The organism is Mesorhizobium sp. M0185, from assembly GCF_040322175.1.
Taxonomy (GTDB): Bacteria; Pseudomonadota; Alphaproteobacteria; order Rhizobiales; family Rhizobiaceae; genus Mesorhizobium.
In genome coordinates this window covers 1-15,889 of the sequence record NZ_JAMYSY010000040.1, presented here as the reverse complement: position 1 = coordinate 15,889, position 15,889 = coordinate 1, and the positions used below count along the sequence as shown (strand labels likewise).

Sequence of the window (15,889 nt, the reverse complement as noted above, 5' to 3'; positions counted from 1 at the left end):
ATATGGCAATATGGCAGTAGGGCAGTAGGGCAGTAGGGCAAGGATGACGGACAAGATCGCATCGTACAGGGATCTGATCGTTTGGCAGCAAGCCATGGACCTAACAGTTGCAATCTACCAAGTAACAAGGACTTGGCCGAAAGACGAGATCTACGGGCTGACGGGTCAGGTGCGTCGGGCAGCAACGTCGGTGCCCGCCAACATCGCCGAGGGTTACGGCCGAGAAAGCCGAGCTTCCTACCAGCAGTTTCTCAGGATCGCCCAGGGATCACTCAAGGAACTGGAGACACACCTTTTAATCGCGCAAAGGGTTGGAATTACCTCTCGCGAGGCGGTCGAGTCATTGATGCCCCACAGCGAGAGCGTAGGAAAGCTTTTGCGGCTTCTGATCCGCAAGCTGTCGGCTGAATAGACACCTACTGCCCTACTGCCCTACTGCCCCTACTTCCCCTACTGCCCTACTGCCCTACTGCCCTACTGCCCTTACTCCCCTACTCCCCTACTCCCCTAGCCGAGCATCATGACCTACCAATCCCCAATCTCCCCCGGCCGCTCCTGGTACGAAGACACGGCCGGGCCAAGGCCAGAATATCCGGCGCTCGACGGCGACCGGACATGCGATGTGGTGATTGTCGGCGGCGGCTTTACCGGTCTGTCGGCGGCGGCTCATCTCGCCAAGACAGGCGCGGATGTCGTGCTTATCGAAACGCATCGTTTCGGTGACGGCGCATCGGGCCGCAATGGTGGCCAGCTCGGCACCGGACAACGGGCCTGGGCAGAGGAACTGGAAGCGGAATACGGCTTTTCCCGCGCCAAGGCGCTGTTCGACCTTGCCGAAGAGGCCAAGGCGCACCTGCTCGACTTTGCCGCGATGCACCAGATCGAGATCGACTATATGCCCGGCCAGATGTCGGTGGCGCACAAGAAGCGCTATGTCGACGACTACAAGGCGCATGCCGAGATCATGGCAAACCGGTTCGGTTATCCGCACATCTCATTCATGGATGCCGCGGAGACTGCCGAGCGGCTCGGCTCGACGCATTATTTCGGCGGCACCCGCGACACCGGCACCGGCCATGTCCATCCGCTGAAGCTGGTGATCGGCACCGCGAAAGTCGCGGCAGAGGCCGGCGCAAAGCTTTTCGAGCAGACGCCGTCGACCGGCATCACCTCCGGCGGCGGCAAGGTGAGGGTTGTGACGCCGAAGGGCACGATCACCGCCGCTAAATGCCTGATCGGGGTCAACGCCTATGGGGGCACGCTCGAACCGGTGAGTGCCGCGCATATTATGCCGATCGGCTCCTTCATCGGCGCGACGGTACCGCTGGGAGCCGATTCCAAAGTACTGCCGGGTGGCGAGGCGGTCGACGATTCGCGCTTCGTCGTGCGCTATTTCCGCAAATCGAAGGATGGGCGGCTGCTGTTTGGCGGGCGCGAGATCTATGCGGTCAATGATCCCAAGGACATCCACATCCACATCCGCCGGCAGATCGCCGAAATCTATCCGGCACTGAAGGACGTTGAGATCACGCATGGCTGGGGCGGCTATGTCGGCATCACCGTGCCGAGAAAGCCGTTCGTGCGCGAAGTGATGCCCAATGTGACCTCGATCGGCGGTTATTCCGGCCACGGCGTCATGCTGTCGAACTTTTTCGGCAAGGTTTATGCCGAGACGGTCGCCGGCAACCGCGACCGGCTGAAGCTGATCGAGGACCTGAAAATTCCACCCTTCCCCGGCGGCCGGCGTTTGCGCGCGCCACTGCTCTTTCTTGCGCTCAACTGGTACGCGTTGCGGGACAGGATTTGACCAGACGTTGCAGAATCCTTAACGAGGACGCAGAATTCCCGCCAAGGGCGCAGTGATGCCACAATCGCGGGCGAAAGATGATGCTCGTGGGCAGCTGAACGGGGAATTTTTGCGGGCCTGCCCGCTTTTGGTTGGGACCGATGCCGATCGAAATGCCGGCTCTCCGGCATGGGTCGTAAGAACATCGGCCCGCAAATGGAGGTGGCAAGTGTGAGAGAGCCCTTCAGTTTCGGCGCGCCGGAACGACGGCGCCTTGCGATGCAATTCGGTTACGATATGCGGCCGACGTTCTGGCACGGGGTCCGGTCGAACGCGCATCTGGTGATAGCCGCGCTTGGCACGGCCGCACTGCTCGGCGTTGCCGCGGTGGCACTGTGGCTGGCATTGCCGGCAAATGAGCGACAAGCGGCCGCAAGTCCTGAGCAGATCGTTCCGACCATCCCGGTCAAGACGACGAAGATCATGCCTGCCAAGGTTGCTGCGGCGCCGCGGACGACGGGCAAGGCAGATGCGGTTTCCCCAGCGGTGGCCGCAGCGGAAGCCGAGATACCAGCGCTGGCTCCCAATGATCCGCGCTGGACAGGGCCAAAGACGGCGTCGGCCGCCGCCACGGCAGCATCCGACCAGCTGGCAAGCCAGACCGAGCAGGCGACCGAAAAATCGTCTGCTTCGGTGGCATTCGCCGACCCGGCAGCAAAACCCGACGCTGCGGCATTGTTTGCCAAGGTCGCGGCTCCCGGCAGCTCAACGAAAAACAGCGGGCCCGATGGCGCGCAGACCGCCGCCATCCCCACGCCCAAGCCGCAACTGCCGACGCAGACCGCGAGCGAAGACGACAACAGCACCAAGGCAAAATCCGGAAAAGCCAATACTGCCGGTACCGGACGCATCCTGAGATCCGTCACCATGCGCACCGGCCCAAAAAAGAATGCGGCCGCCATTCTCACCGTGCCGGCCAAGACATCGGTGCAAGTGATGAGCTGCAAGCAATGGTGCCAGATCGTCTACAACGGCAAGCGCGGCTGGATCTACAAGAGCTACGTCAAAACCGGGGCGTAGGGCCGGCAGAGCGATTGCGGGTCGCTCGCCATCAGCCGGTCCTCCGCCGGATAACCGGACCGTTCAAATACAACGCCCGCCGTCGACTTCCAGCGCCACGCCGGTGATGAAAGCCGCCTCGTCCGAAGCGAGCCAAAGCGCGGCATTGGCTATGTCGAGCGGCGTCGAAAGCCGGCCGAGCGGGATCGACGCGCGGAACTTCTCGCGGATCTCGGGTGTGTCGGCGCCCATGAATTTCGCGAGCATGCCGGTCTCGCCGGCAACTGGGCAGAGGCAGTTGACGCGGATGTTCTTCGGCGCGAGTTCCACCGCCATCGATTTGGTCGCGGTGATCGCCCAGCCCTTCGATGCATTGTACCAAGTGAGGCCGGGCCGCGGTCTGATACCGGCCGTGGAGGCCGTCGTCAGGATGACGCCACCGCCTTGCCGCTCCATCACCGGTACCACGGCAAGCGCTGCGTGGTAGATCGCCTTCATGTTGACTGACGTGATCAGGTCGAAGGTCGCCTCGTCGACTTCCAGCATGTCACCGTTGCGATGGGTATAACCGGCGTTGTTGACCATGATGTCGATGCGGCCGAAGGCGCTCATTGCAGCATGGACCATGTCGTCCAATTCGGACCGCAGCGAGACGTCGGTCTGGGTCCAGATCGCCTTTTCGCCGATCTCGCCGGCAACGCGCTCTGCGCCCTTGGCGTTCAGATCGGCGACGACTACGCGCGCGCCTTCCTCGGCAAAGCGCCTGGCCATGCCCTCGCCAAAACCCGAGGCAGCGCCGGTGATGATGGCGACCTTGTTTTTGAGGCGCATGCTTTTCTCACTCATCGTTGAAGACGATCGCAAACGCGTTTGGCCATGGCCATCGAAAGATGTGTGTCCATTGCCGATTTCTGCTTTGGCTTTCGCCTTGATCCCGCTCTATGCTGCACCTGCGAACGCTGCCGGAAGCATCGCTTGCCGACAAGCCTCCGGCCAGCGCCGGTGTCAAGAGCACACGCGGATGTGACGCAATGGCACTGGCAAGTTTAAATCGATTAGATTATATCAGCCGCGTTATCGCGACCGGCGTCACAGCGGACAGACCATGACCAGCCAGATCATTCCCGTCGACCCTTTCGACTTCATCATTTTCGGCGGCACCGGCGACCTGTCGGAACGTAAGCTTCTGCCGTCGCTGTACCACCGGCAGCGCGACCACCAGTTTTCCGAGCCGACGCGCATCATCGGCACATCACGTTCGAAGATGACCGACGAGGAATTCCAGTCGTTCGCCAGGCAGGCGATTGCCGATCATGTGAAACCGGAGGATATCGACGCCACGGAACTGAAGACGTTCCTCGCGCGGCTCTCCTATGTCCCGGCAGATGCAACCACAGGTGCCGGCTTCGACAGGCTGAAGAAGGCGATCGGCGACAGCGAACACATCCGCGCTTTCTATCTGGCTGTGGCGCCGGCGCTGTTCGGCGACATCTCGCACAAGCTGAAGGAGCACGGGCTGATCACGCCGAATTCGCGCATCGTGCTGGAAAAGCCGATCGGCCGCGATCTCGCTTCGGCGCGCGCGCTCAACGACCTGGTCGGCGACGACTTCCATGAAAGCCAGATTTTCCGCATCGACCACTATCTCGGCAAGGAGACGGTCCAGAATTTGATGGCGCTGCGCTTTGCCAACGCGCTCTACGAGCCGCTTTGGAATTCCGCCAATGTCGATCATGTGCAGATCACCGTGGCCGAGACGGTCGGCCTGGAAGACCGCGTCACCTATTACGACAAGGCCGGCGCATTGCGCGACATGGTGCAGAACCACATGCTGCAGCTGCTCTGCCTGGTCGCGATGGAGGCGCCGTCGTCGATGGACGCCGATGCCGTCCGTGACGAAAAGCTGAAGGTGCTGCGGGCGCTGAAGCGCATCAACGGCAACGAAGCGCCGAAGCACACGGTGCGCGGGCAATATCGTGCCGGCGCCTCGGCCGGCGGGCCGGTGAAAGGCTATGTCGAGGAACTCGGCAAGAACAGCAACACCGAGACTTTCGTTGCGCTCAAGGCCGAGATCGGCAACTGGCGCTGGGCGGGCGTGCCGTTCTACCTCCGAACCGGCAAGCGGCTGGCGACCCGCGTTTCGGAGATCGTCATCGAATTCAAGCCGATCCCGCATTCGATCTTCGGCGAGAGCGCCGGGCCGATTTCCGCCAATCAGCTGGTCATCAGGCTGCAGCCCGACGAGGGCGTCAAGCAGTTCATCATGATCAAGGACCCGGGGCCGGGCGGCATGCGACTGCGCCAGATTCCGCTCGACATGAGTTTTGCGCAATCCTTCGACGGCCGCGCCCCCGATGCCTATGAGCGGCTGATCATGGACGTCATCCGTGGCAACCAGACGCTGTTCATGCGCCGCGACGAGGTCGAGGCGGCGTGGAAATGGATCGACCCGATCCAGGACGCCTGGGAGAGCGGCAGGCAAGAGGCGCAAGGCTACACCGCCGGCACATGGGGCCCCTCGGCCTCGATTGCGCTGATCGAACGCGACGGGCGGACATGGCACGAGAGCAACTAGGCGGCGCCTACAACTGGCACGAATTTGCCGGACGCCAGGAGTTGGCGACAGCGCTTGCCGGCCACGTCGCCGGCCGTCTGTCAAAGGCGATCGCCGAGCGCGGCACGGCGCTGCTTGCGGTCTCGGGCGGCACGACGCCGGCGAAATTCTTCGCGGCGCTTTCGACCGTTCCGATCGCCTGGGAAAAGGTGACGATAACATTGGTCGACGAGCGCTTCGTGCCGCCCTCATCGCCGCGCTCCAATGCCGGCCTGGTTGCCGCCAACCTGCTGCAGAACGCGGCCGCCGCCGCGAATTTCGTGCCGCTCTACCACGCCGCGGCAAGTATCGAGGGTGCAGCGGTCTCCGACAGTGAGGCGCTGCAAGTGCTGCCCTGGCCACTCGACGTCGTTGTGCTCGGCATGGGAACTGATGGCCACACCGCCTCGTTCTTTCCGGATGCCGACAACCTGGCAAGATTGCTCGATCCGTCGTCGCAAAGGATCGTGCTTCCGGTTCACGCGGCAAGCGCCGGCGAGCCACGGCTGACGCTGTCACTGGGGCGGATCATCAATGCCGCCTTCATCGCGCTGCATATCGAGGGCGCGGAAAAACGCAGCGCATTCGAGGCCGCGCTTGGAACTGGAACACGAAAGCCCATTCGCGCCGTGCTCGATGCCACTCAAAAGCCCGTAGAGGTTTTCTGGGCACCCTGATCTCAACTTGGCTGCAGGTCCCGGCAACAGCCGGAAGGTGTTTGCGGGACCTCGCCTGAAAGGACCGACCGCCATGACCGCAAGACGCGATATCGAAGCCATCACCCAGCGCATCCGTGAGCGCTCCAAGCCCGGTCGCGAGGCCTATCTCGGCCGCATCGCCGAAGCCTCGAACCGCACCGCCAACCGGGCCGTGCTGTCCTGCGGCAACCTGGCCCACGGCTTTGCCGTCTGCAGCCCTTCTGAAAAGGTGGCGCTTGGCGGCGACCGGGTGCCGAACCTCGGTATCATCACCTCCTATAACGACATGCTGTCGGCACATCAGCCTTTCGAGACGTTTCCGAGGCTGATCAAGGACGCGGCGCGCGAGGCCGGCGGCATCGCCCAGGTGGCCGGCGGCGTGCCGGCGATGTGCGACGGCGTCACCCAGGGCCAGCCCGGAATGGAGCTGTCGCTGTTCTCGCGCGACGTGATCGCCATGGCCGCGGCAATCGGCCTGTCGCACAACATGTTCGATGCCGCCGTCTATCTCGGCGTCTGCGACAAGATCGTGCCGGGGTTGGTGATCGCGGCGCTGACCTTCGGCCATCTGCCGGCGCTCTTCATCCCGGCCGGGCCGATGACGACCGGCATTCCGAACGACGAAAAAGCCAAGATCCGCCAGCTCTATGCCGAGGGCAAGGCGGGACGGGCCGAACTGCTCGAAGCCGAATCAAAATCCTATCACGGGCCGGGAACCTGCACTTTCTACGGTACCGCCAATTCCAACCAGATGCTGATGGAGATCATGGGCCTGCACACGCCTGGCGCTTCCTTCGTCAATCCCGGCACGCCGTTACGCGACGCGCTGACCAGGGAAGCGACGAAGCGGGCGCTGGCGATCACCGCGCTCGGCAACGCCTACACGCCGGTCGGGCGGATGATCGACGAGCGCTCGATCGTCAACGGCATCGTCGGCCTGCACGCCACCGGCGGTTCGACCAACCACACCATCCACCTGATCGCCATGGCAGCGGCGGCCGGCATCGCCATTACCTGGCAGGATATTTCCGACATCTCGGAAGCCGTGCCGCTGCTGGCGCGAGTCTATCCGAACGGCCTTGCCGATGTGAACCACTTCCACGCCGCCGGCGGGCTCGGCTTCCTGATCCGCGAACTGCTCGACGCAGGCATCCTGCACGAGGATGTGCAGACGGTGTGGGGCGAAGGGCTGCGCCCCTACGCGGTCGAGGCCAGGCTCGGCGCCGACGGCGGCGTCGTGCGCGAGGCTTCGCCGCGCGAGAGCGGGGACGAGAAGGTGCTGGCGCCGTTCAAGAAGGCGTTCCAGCCGAGCGGCGGTCTGAAAGTGCTTTCGGGCAATCTCGGCCACGCCGTCATCAAGACATCGGCGGTCAAGCCGGAGCGGCGCGTCATCGAGGCGCCGGCCAAGGTGTTCGACAGCCAGCAAGGCCTGAACGAGGCGTTCAAGGCGGGGTCGCTGACCGGCGACTTCATCGCCGTCATTCGGTTCCAGGGACCGAAGGCCAACGGCATGCCGGAATTGCACAGGCTGACCACCGTGCTCGGCATCTTGCAGGACCGCGGCCAGCATGTGGCGTTGGTCACCGACGGCCGCATGTCGGGCGCTTCAGGCAAGGTGCCAGCGGCGATCCACGTGACGCCGGAAGCGGCGGAGGACGGGCCTATCGCCAGGATCCATGACGGCGATATCATCAGGCTCGACGCCGAGGCCGGGACGCTGGAGGTACTGGTGCCAGCCGGCGATTTCGCACTGCGCCGCCCCGCGGACAGCGATCTCATAGGCAATGAATTCGGCTTCGGCCGCGAGCTTTTCGCCGGGTTCCGGCAGCTGGTGGGACGCGCCGACCATGGCGCCAGCGCCTTCGGTACGGCGTGACTTTTCGACATGGAAGAGCGGCTGGTGGCCGCTCTCCTAAAGCGCGTGGCGTTCGATTGGCCTCACGCGACGCGCTTTTAGGATCTTGTTTTTATGCATGTCGTTATCGCAAAACCGCTGCACACTTTTGCGCGACATGCATTAGATCTACTGAACCGTCAGCTCGGCTCGCGCGCCGGCCCTGACCGTTACCGTGCCTTCCCTCGAGCTGTTGTCCGATTTCTCCGAAACCACCGCGTAGTCGCCGGCCGACAGAGTGGCTTGGTACTTCTGGTCGTAGGCGTAGCCGACCGACTTGCGGGTTCCGTCGATGGCCTTCCTGGCCTCGAATATCTCGATCTTCGAGGCCCCTGGCGCGGTTATCGTCAGCATGCCGGCGTTCATCGCGATCTTCAGATCCTGATGGTCGCCAACCTTGACGCTGAACGGCTGCTCGGCCACCGCAAGGTCGACCGTCGCGACCATTACATAATCGCCGGGCGGCAGATCGAACTTGCTGTCCGGACCGTAGGCATAAGTCACCTCCTGCCTGGTTCCGTCGACGTTCTTTTTCGCCTGGAGCACTTTGAAGCCGATGCCCGAACCCTCGGCCTTGTCGCCGCCGGCAGCATAATGTGCATTGGCGACGATACGCCCGACGCCGACGATGATGTCCTTGTCGATGACCCTGCCGGCGGCAAGCGGGATCGTCTCGATAACCATGCCCTGGCCGATCGTGACCGTCACCTTCTGGTCACCGGCCGGCAGCACGACTTTCGTGTCACCGTAGTAGGTCGGCGGGGTGTCGACGCCGGGATAGCCGATTACGACAGCCGCGCCGTCATCAACGTCCGCTCCTTCGCTTGGCCGCGGGTGGATGACCAGCGTGCCGGCATTCAGGTTGAAGTGCGGTTTGGCGACCTGGCCAGGCTCTATCTTGATCTTCTGTTCGGCCCTGGCCTCGCCGGCACGCGCGACGACGATATAGTCGCCCGGCTCCAGATTGCCCTTGTAGGTGCCATATTCGGTGGTGACGAGATCGCCGCGCGTGCCGTCGGAATTCGCCTTGTAGATCTCCCAGCCATTGCCGTCGGTGACGGGATCGCCACCCTCGGCAAGCACGACGGTGGGCACGAAATTGGACTCCGCCGGCTGGGCGGGCGCCGGCTGGGGAGCAGGCTGCGGGGCGGGAGTCGGTTCAGGGGCGGGTGGCGGAGGCGCAACGGTCTCGACGAGGGCGTCCTGCAATGCCTTTTCATCCGACGCTTCGATATATTTGCCGCCGGTATTGTCGGCGAGGCAACCGACCTGCTTGCCCTCGGCCGCCGTCAGGCCGAAGCCGACGACATTGACGGTGAAGTCGACGCCAGCAGCCTCTAGTTCCTTGCCGAGCGCACAAGGATCGCCGCTACATGTCTCGATGCCATCGGTGATGAGAACGACCGTCGCCTTGTCCTCGGTGTATTTCAATGCTTCCGCCGCTTGCTTGACAGCAGCGGTCAGCGGCGTCTTGCCCTGAAATTTCAAGCTGTCGGCCGCGGCTGAGATCGCACTTGCCGAGCCTGCCTGCGGTGGCACGATGAGTTCGATGTCGCCGCAACTGGCCTTCTCGCGATGGCCATAGGCCATGAAGCCTATTTCCTCCTCGGCCGGGACCGATTGCAGCACGTTCCGCAGCGATTGACGGGCGATTTCGAGCTTGGGCTTGCCGTCGATCTGCGCCCACATCGAGCCGGAGGCATCGAGAATGACGATGACGCGATCGGCGGCGAAGCCGAACCCCGTCGTCCACAGCAGCAGGGCCGCCGCAGCGACGCTCTGCACAAATCCCGCCATCAAAAATCTCCCCCGTCAGTCGCCGCCGCTCGGCGCCGGAAAGCTATTTGACGCCGGGTCGCGACACAAGCCCGGACGGAGTACGAAGCTGCGTCGCCTCTCTGCCAAACCCTCAATAGGCCGTGCGGCGTTCCTCGGAAGGCGGCCGGCCGAATTGCAGCCGGTAGCTCTGGGCAAAATAGGAATGCGAGGTGAAGCCGGTGGCGATTGCCACGTCGAGGATCGGCATGTTGGTCTGGCGCAGCAATTCGCGCGCCCGCTCGAGCCTGAGCCGCATATAATAGCGCCCGGGCGTCACACTGAGATGGCGCAGGAACAGGCGCTCGACCTGGCGCACCGACAGGCCCGCCGACTTGGCGAGCTGCACCGCCGACAGCGGCTCGTCGAGATGGTCGGCCATCAGCTCGACGATGCGGCGCAGCTTCTCCGACTTGCCGGTCAGGTCGCGTTCCGGGCCGACGCGCTGGCGGTCCCCGGCCGAGCGGATGCGCTCATGCTGGAACTGGTTGGCGACGCCATTGGCGAGGCTCGAGCCGAAATCACCGCGCACGATCTCCAGCATCAGGTCGATCGATGTGGTGCCGCCGGCGCAGGTGTAGCGCTTGCGGTCGATCTCGAAGACGTTGCCGGTGCAGTTGATGTCCGGAAAGCGTTCGAGGAAGCCGGCGCGGTTTTCCCAATGGATGGTGCAGCGATAGCCATCGAGCTGGCCTGCTTCGGCAAGCAAATAGGAGCCGACCGAAAGCGCGCCGAGCGCATTGCCGCGCCGGCCCCAACTGCGCAGCGCTGCCAGCACCTTGCTCTTGCCGGGAAATTCCGTCGTCAGCCCGACCGAGACGAACAGGATATCAACCGGCGGCAGATCGGCAACCGCGTAGTCGATCTTGAGCGGCAGGCCGTTGGACGCCATGACGGCGTCGCCGTCGGCCGACACCGTAGTCCAGCCATAGAAATCGCGGCCGAGCAGCCGGTTCGCCGACCGGAATGTGTCGATTGCCGCGGCCAGCGAGAACATGGAGAACTTGTCGACCAACAGAAACCCGAACTGCCGCCCGCCCTGAACGGGATCAATGGTGACCGGCCGTTCTAAGGGAACAGTGAGGTTCGGCAAGGACGCTGCTTTCTGGTCAGAAGGAAGGCCGTTTCAATCCGGCTGCGAGATAGGCGGAAGCTAGCGTGTTGGCCATCAGCATGGCAATGGTCATCGGTCCGACGCCGCCAGGCACCGGCGTGATGGCGCCGGCCGCCTTCGCTGCTTCGGCAAAGGCGACGTCGCCGACGAGGCGCGTCTTGCCTTCGCCCTTTTCAGGTGCGGCGACGCGGTTGATGCCGACATCGATGACGGTGGCGCCAGGCTTGACCCAGTCGCCGCGGACCATTTCAGACCGGCCGACGGCGGCGACCAGAATATCGGCGGTGCGGGCAAGCGCCGGCAGGTCCCTGGTCCGGCTGTGTGCGATGGTGACGGTGCAGTTGGCGGCAAGCAGAAGATTGGCCATCGGTTTGCCGACGATGTTCGAACGCCCGACGACGACCGCATTGAGACCGGACAGGTCCTTGCCGCGCACGCGTTCGATCAGCAGCATCGAGCCGGCCGGCGTGCAAGGCACGAAGGCGGTCTCGAGTTCGCCGGTGCCGAGCTTGCCGACATTGATGAAGTGGAAGCCGTCGACATCCTTCTCCGGCGCGATGGTCTGGATGATCTTGCCGGAATCGATATGGCCGGGAAGCGGAAGCTGTACGAGGATGCCGTTGATGGCCGGATCGGCGTTGAGCTGGCCGATGATCTTCAACAGGTCCGGCTCGGAGGTTTCGGCCGGCAGCGTGTGCTGAACCGAATGGAAGCCGCATTCCTTGGCGGTGCGGGATTTGGAGGCAACATAGACCTGGCTCGCCGGATCCTCGCCGACGATGACCACGGCGAGACCGGGCTGCCGTCCATCCTTTTCCGCCAGTTCGGCGGTCAGGGCCTTGACCCGCCGCACCACGTCTTCGGCGACGCTTTTTCCGTCAATCAACTCAGCCATGAACCACCCTCGACGCCTATCGCGTAAGCCTGCCGCGTTAAAACATCCATGCGGCGCGCTCCAGATATCTTTTATGCAGGCCGTTGCCCAGAACCATGCGCTGCGGGCGGACATGCAGCGCGGCATTTTCACGAAAATCGAGCCGGGCAATCCCGTCAATGCGCCGTCCCATGCCGTTAACTCGAAACCGGCATGTTTTATTCGACGCTCAGAAATAGCGGCGGCGCGCGCGGTTTTCGGTGAGCTCGCGAACGACCTCGCGGAATTCGCGCAGGCTGGCGCGGATTTCCTCGATCTGGCTTTGCTGATCGGCGGCTTCCGAGGCCTGATTTGCCTTCCTCGACCAGGCCTGAGTATGGGCCGAATGCGGCGGCGTGGGTTGCTGCGGATAAGGTGCCCGACCGGCATAGAGCGGCTGCGGGTGGAACGCAGGTCGCATCGCTGCGGTGGAATTTGTCGCGGCGGAAGTCTCACCGGACGCCATCTCCTCCGGCGCTCTGCCAGGCATGAGCCGGCTCAGCGCCGACAACACGGCACCGATCGGACCAGGACGTTTGGTACGCGCGACCTCGACCGGCTGAGCGGGAGGCGGCGCTGCCCGGTATACTGCGTGATCGGCGGAACCGGCATCGGGGCCGCCAAGGGAGCCAGCGGGGTCGAAAAACCCATCGGCAGCTGCAGCCTCTTCCATCAGTATGGTGCCGGCCTTTGGCTCATCAGGATCGGGCTGGCTTATGCCGGCGGCTGCCAACAGGATCGGACTGGCACGCGCTTCGCGGCGCGAGCGGGCAAGACGATGGCGTGTGGCGGCATCCTCGCGCCATGACGGGCCTGCGCGGTCCTCTAGCGAAACCAGCGATGCTTCGTCCTCGCCGCGCACCGCCTCGACGAGCGACAGCAAGGACTGCTCGTTCCTCCAGTGTTCACGATTTTTCCTATAAGCCATGGTTTCTGGAGCCTTCCCCTCGGGCTGGGACGTAGCGACCGCCACTGGTTAAGCGATGCTAAACAGGCATAGGAAATAAAAGGTTAATTTGGTCGCCGCGCGGCAGCGCGACTACATGCGCATCCCAACCGCAAGGTCGGGGTTTTCGCCTGATCACGGTCCCAACAGGGCTTCCCCGCCCTGCCGCGAACGTCTATGGGGAAGCCATCTCTATGGGAGGCTTTTGATGACGATCAGGCTTGTTCTCGCCGGTTGCGGCAATATGGGCTACGCCATGCTCTCGGGCTGGCTGAAAGCCGGCAAGCTCGCTCCGGCTGCGGTGTTCGTGGTCGAGCCCAATGCCGAGTTGCGCAAGCGTGCCGAAGCACTGGGCTGCGCTGCTGCCGCGGATGCCGGCGCCATCCCGGCGGACGCCGTGCCGACCGTCGTCGTCATTGCGGTGAAGCCGCAGGTGATCCGCGACGTGACGGCTGGTTACATCCGCTTCAACGATGGCCGGACCACCTTCCTTAGCATCGCCGCCGGAACGCCGGTGGCCACGTTTGAAGGTATTCTCGGCGACCGCGCGCCGATCGTGCGCTGCATGCCCAACACGCCGGCGGCGATCGGCAAGGGCATGATGGTGGTGTTTTCCAACAGGCTGGTTTCCGACGAGACTAAACGCTTCGTCGCCGACCTGCTTTCGGCGAGCGGGCACGTGGCCGATATCGACGACGAAGCCCTGATGGATGCGGTGACGGCGGTTTCCGGGTCGGGGCCGGCGTATATCTTCCATTTCATCGAAGCGCTGACCGTGGCCGCCGAGAAAGCCGGCCTGCCGACCGGGACTGCCAAGCTCTTGGCCATGCAGACGGTCTACGGCGCCGCATCGCTGGCCGCCGAAAGCGGCGAGGAGCCGGGCGTGCTCAGGCAGCAGGTGACCAGCCCCAACGGCACCACGGCTGCGGCCCTTGCAGTACTGATGGGCGAGGACCGGCTGACGCGCCTGCTCACCGAGGCGGTGGAAGCGGCGCGGCTGCGGTCTATCGAGCTGGGGAAGTAGGGCTTCTGGGGGAGCCGGTCGGCGGTGATAGTCGACCGTTCCTTTCGGCAATAGCAACCGGTAGAAAAGCCGTTACGCGGCGTTCCTTCGCGCCCTCCACTGTCCTGCCGACATCAAAATCGCGATAGCCTAGAATGTCGACAGATATCAGCGATGTCCCCACAAGTCGTCGATCTCGTCCTTGTTCACGGGCCGCCCGTCTTTGCCGGCTTTGGCTTTGAGATCATCGGCAATGGCCGCGAGCCGCTCTGCCAGAGAAGGGCGTCCATTTTCCCGCTTCAACTCGGATTCACGGACCTCAGCCATCACCAAGATTCCCATACAGCATCTCGTCCTGCAGCCGGCGCAAGGCGAACAGCCCGGTCGTCGGGTCGGGCGCGGCATTGTCGGCGGTGAGCAATTCGCCTTTCCTCACCGGTTTCAGCACCTTGCCGCCTTCGAGCAGACCGACCGGCACGGCGCGATGGGCGCGGGCCTGTTCGACGGTCATGGTCCAGGAGCGGTAGCAGGTCTCGCCGATCGCATCGAAAACCTCGCCTGCCGCCAGATCGCGCTTGGCCACGGCGCAGACCTCGGCCACCGGCCGCGGCAGCGGCACCATGTCGGGCTTGCCGTAAAGCGCGATGCGAGCGGCCGTCAGCGGCACTTCCAGCGAGGTCAGATGGTAGGGTCTGAAGAAGCTGTAATAGGGACCGTGGCCGATATGCAGATCGTCCATGCGCTCGATGATGCGCGGATGCGTCGCCTCGACGATGACGAAGACCCCGGGCGCCACGCCCTTGCCGACGGTGTAGTCGACGACGCCCTTCTTCGACAGAATGCCGCCCTGCTCGCGCGGGATCAGCACCTTGACCAGCTCGTCGCGATCGGCCTTGGGCCCGTGCATGCCGGGAACGTCGGGCACCAGCCCGGTGGCGTTGGCAATGGCGCACATCTCGACCATGGTTTTCGAGCCGTCGACGAACTCGACCAGCATGCGCGGATTCATGTTGCGGCGCAGCGCCTCCTCGCGGTAGTCGTCGGGAACGGCGTCGTGGTTGAGAGGGTTGTTCTTGCCCTTGCCGGCGGAGACGATGGTGTAGCCGAGCGCCGAAGCGAACTCGATCAGCTCCATGCAGCTCGACGGCTCGTCGCCAGCGCCGACCGAATAGACGACGCCGAGCCGGTCGGCCTGCTGCTTTAGATAGCAGCCGATGGTAACGTCGGCCTCGACATTCATCATCACCAGGTGCTTGCCGTGCTGCATCGCCATCAGGTCGAAATCGGCGGCGACCCCGGGCTTGCCGGTGGCATCGATGACGACATCGATGAGCGGATTGGTGACCAGCATCTCGTTCGAGGTGATGGCGATCTTGCCGCTTTCGATCGCCTGGCTGACCTTCGAAGCGCTGTCCGCTTCGGCTGCCATCGCCTGGTCGCCATAAGCAATGCGGATGGCCTCACGCGCCGTATGCGGGCGGCGCGTCGAGATCGCGCAAACCGAAATGCCCGGCATCAGCATGCCTTGCGTCACCAGGTCGGTGCCCATCTCGCCAGAACCAATGACGCCGATGCGCACCGGGCGGCCTTCCGCGGCACGCTTGGCAAGATCGCGGGCAAGCCCGGTCAAGGCGACATTGGTCATACTGGAAACGTCCACTGCTTTTTGATTTGAAGCGGGAATAGCAGGGAACGGCAACCCATTGCCAATCGAAACCGGCCGCGGCGGTCTTTTCTTGCGCATGACCCCGGAAACCAGAATTGTTCCTATGAAGACATGCACCCGGCCGAAGGACTAACGAGGGTCCTGTGGCGCCAAAGGCCCGCGTTGAAGCGGCGGAACGGGCCGTTAAGCCCGGATGGATCGCAGCCAAGAAATGTACGGAAATTCTTAGTCATTCTTTTATGCAATCCTGCTTTAATAGGGAAATGGACTGGCGTGCCCGCATTTTTAGGTGTTTTTTCCGCGCTATGCGACCGATCGGCGAGAGCGGCAACGTTGCTACTATTTTTGCTCTGTCTTTGCCGATTGTCGTCGGCGGTGCGGGCCTCGGTATCGAGACTTCCT

Annotated in this window: 16 protein-coding genes; 8 read left to right on the top strand and 8 right to left on the bottom strand. The window is 63.5% G+C overall.

Annotated elements, in window-relative coordinates:
• Window positions 1-43: 43 nt before the first annotated feature.
• The 3 genes from NKJ20_RS25300 (at window position 44) to NKJ20_RS25290 (ending at window position 2,866) form a co-directional block, all read left to right on the top strand.
• Entirely contained in the window at window positions 44-412 is a 369-nt protein-coding gene (locus tag NKJ20_RS25300) for a four helix bundle protein (protein ID WP_352502066.1), read from the top strand.
• A gap of 108 nt (window positions 413-520) precedes the next feature.
• Window positions 521-1,807: an NAD(P)/FAD-dependent oxidoreductase gene (locus NKJ20_RS25295; RefSeq protein ID WP_352450924.1), complete on the top strand. Its 1,287-nt coding sequence runs from the start codon at window positions 521-523 to the stop codon at window positions 1,805-1,807.
• 258 nt (window positions 1,808-2,065) lie between these two features.
• Window positions 2,066-2,866 carry an SH3 domain-containing protein gene (locus NKJ20_RS25290; RefSeq protein ID WP_352450923.1) on the top strand — a complete coding sequence of 267 codons (801 nt, stop codon included), beginning with the start codon at window positions 2,066-2,068 and terminating at the stop codon, window positions 2,864-2,866.
• Window positions 2,867-2,929: 63 nt separating this feature from the next.
• Here NKJ20_RS25290 and NKJ20_RS25285 read toward each other — a convergent pair whose 3' ends face one another.
• Complete coding sequence (locus tag NKJ20_RS25285; RefSeq protein WP_352457073.1) at window positions 2,930-3,676, bottom strand: SDR family oxidoreductase; 747 nt, start codon at window positions 3,674-3,676, stop codon at window positions 2,930-2,932.
• Window positions 3,677-3,950: 274 nt separating this feature from the next.
• Between NKJ20_RS25285 and zwf the strand changes: the two genes are divergently transcribed.
• The 3 genes from zwf to edd all read left to right on the top strand — a co-directional run bounded on the left by zwf (window position 3,951) and on the right by edd (window position 8,012).
• Entirely contained in the window at window positions 3,951-5,420 is a 1,470-nt protein-coding gene (gene zwf / locus NKJ20_RS25280; RefSeq protein ID WP_254819279.1) for a glucose-6-phosphate dehydrogenase, read from the top strand.
• Window positions 5,402-6,115, top strand: coding sequence for a 6-phosphogluconolactonase (gene pgl / locus NKJ20_RS25275; RefSeq protein ID WP_352450920.1), 714 nt, complete (start codon window positions 5,402-5,404; stop codon window positions 6,113-6,115). Before zwf ends, pgl begins: the two co-directional genes overlap by 19 nt.
• Before the next feature lie 73 nt (window positions 6,116-6,188).
• The gene (gene edd / locus NKJ20_RS25270; protein WP_352450919.1) at window positions 6,189-8,012 is read left to right on the top strand and encodes a phosphogluconate dehydratase; all 1,824 of its coding nucleotides are present in this window, start codon (window positions 6,189-6,191) and stop codon (window positions 8,010-8,012) included.
• A gap of 147 nt (window positions 8,013-8,159) precedes the next feature.
• Here the strand turns inward: edd and NKJ20_RS25265 are convergent, their stop codons facing one another.
• The 5 genes from NKJ20_RS25265 to NKJ20_RS25245 form a co-directional block, all read right to left on the bottom strand.
• Window positions 8,160-9,827, bottom strand: a complete 1,668-nt coding sequence (locus NKJ20_RS25265; protein WP_352450918.1) for a vWA domain-containing protein — start codon at window positions 9,825-9,827, stop codon at window positions 8,160-8,162.
• A 112-nt stretch (window positions 9,828-9,939) separates the two neighbouring features.
• Window positions 9,940-10,938, bottom strand: coding sequence for a GlxA family transcriptional regulator (locus tag NKJ20_RS25260; protein WP_352747808.1), 999 nt, complete (start codon window positions 10,936-10,938; stop codon window positions 9,940-9,942).
• 16 nt (window positions 10,939-10,954) lie between these two features.
• On the bottom strand, window positions 10,955-11,854 hold the full coding sequence (gene folD, locus NKJ20_RS25255) for a bifunctional methylenetetrahydrofolate dehydrogenase/methenyltetrahydrofolate cyclohydrolase FolD (RefSeq protein WP_352683143.1): 900 nt from the start codon (window positions 11,852-11,854) through the stop codon (window positions 10,955-10,957).
• A gap of 37 nt (window positions 11,855-11,891) precedes the next feature.
• Window positions 11,892-12,026: a hypothetical protein gene (locus NKJ20_RS25250; RefSeq protein ID WP_023677431.1), complete on the bottom strand. Its 135-nt coding sequence runs from the start codon at window positions 12,024-12,026 to the stop codon at window positions 11,892-11,894.
• Between the two features lie 36 nt (window positions 12,027-12,062).
• A complete protein-coding gene (locus tag NKJ20_RS25245) occupies window positions 12,063-12,800 on the bottom strand; it encodes a hypothetical protein (protein ID WP_352683145.1) in 738 nt (245 codons plus the stop codon).
• Window positions 12,801-13,026: 226 nt separating this feature from the next.
• Between NKJ20_RS25245 and proC the strand changes: the two genes are divergently transcribed.
• A complete protein-coding gene (proC, locus tag NKJ20_RS25240) occupies window positions 13,027-13,842 on the top strand; it encodes a pyrroline-5-carboxylate reductase (protein WP_352683147.1) in 816 nt (271 codons plus the stop codon).
• Between the two features lie 147 nt (window positions 13,843-13,989).
• Here proC and NKJ20_RS25235 read toward each other — a convergent pair whose 3' ends face one another.
• Together NKJ20_RS25235 and NKJ20_RS25230 are read right to left on the bottom strand one after the other, a co-directional pair.
• Window positions 13,990-14,148 carry a hypothetical protein gene (locus NKJ20_RS25235; RefSeq protein ID WP_352589246.1) on the bottom strand — a complete coding sequence of 53 codons (159 nt, stop codon included), beginning with the start codon at window positions 14,146-14,148 and terminating at the stop codon, window positions 13,990-13,992.
• On the bottom strand, window positions 14,141-15,466 hold the full coding sequence (locus NKJ20_RS25230) for an NAD(P)H-dependent oxidoreductase (protein WP_352634686.1): 1,326 nt from the start codon (window positions 15,464-15,466) through the stop codon (window positions 14,141-14,143). Before NKJ20_RS25230 ends, NKJ20_RS25235 begins: the two co-directional genes overlap by 8 nt.
• Before the next feature lie 164 nt (window positions 15,467-15,630).
• Here NKJ20_RS25230 and NKJ20_RS25225 point away from each other — a divergent pair.
• A partial coding sequence (locus tag NKJ20_RS25225; protein ID WP_352747805.1) for a hypothetical protein occupies window positions 15,631-15,889 on the top strand: 259 nt, incomplete at its 3' end.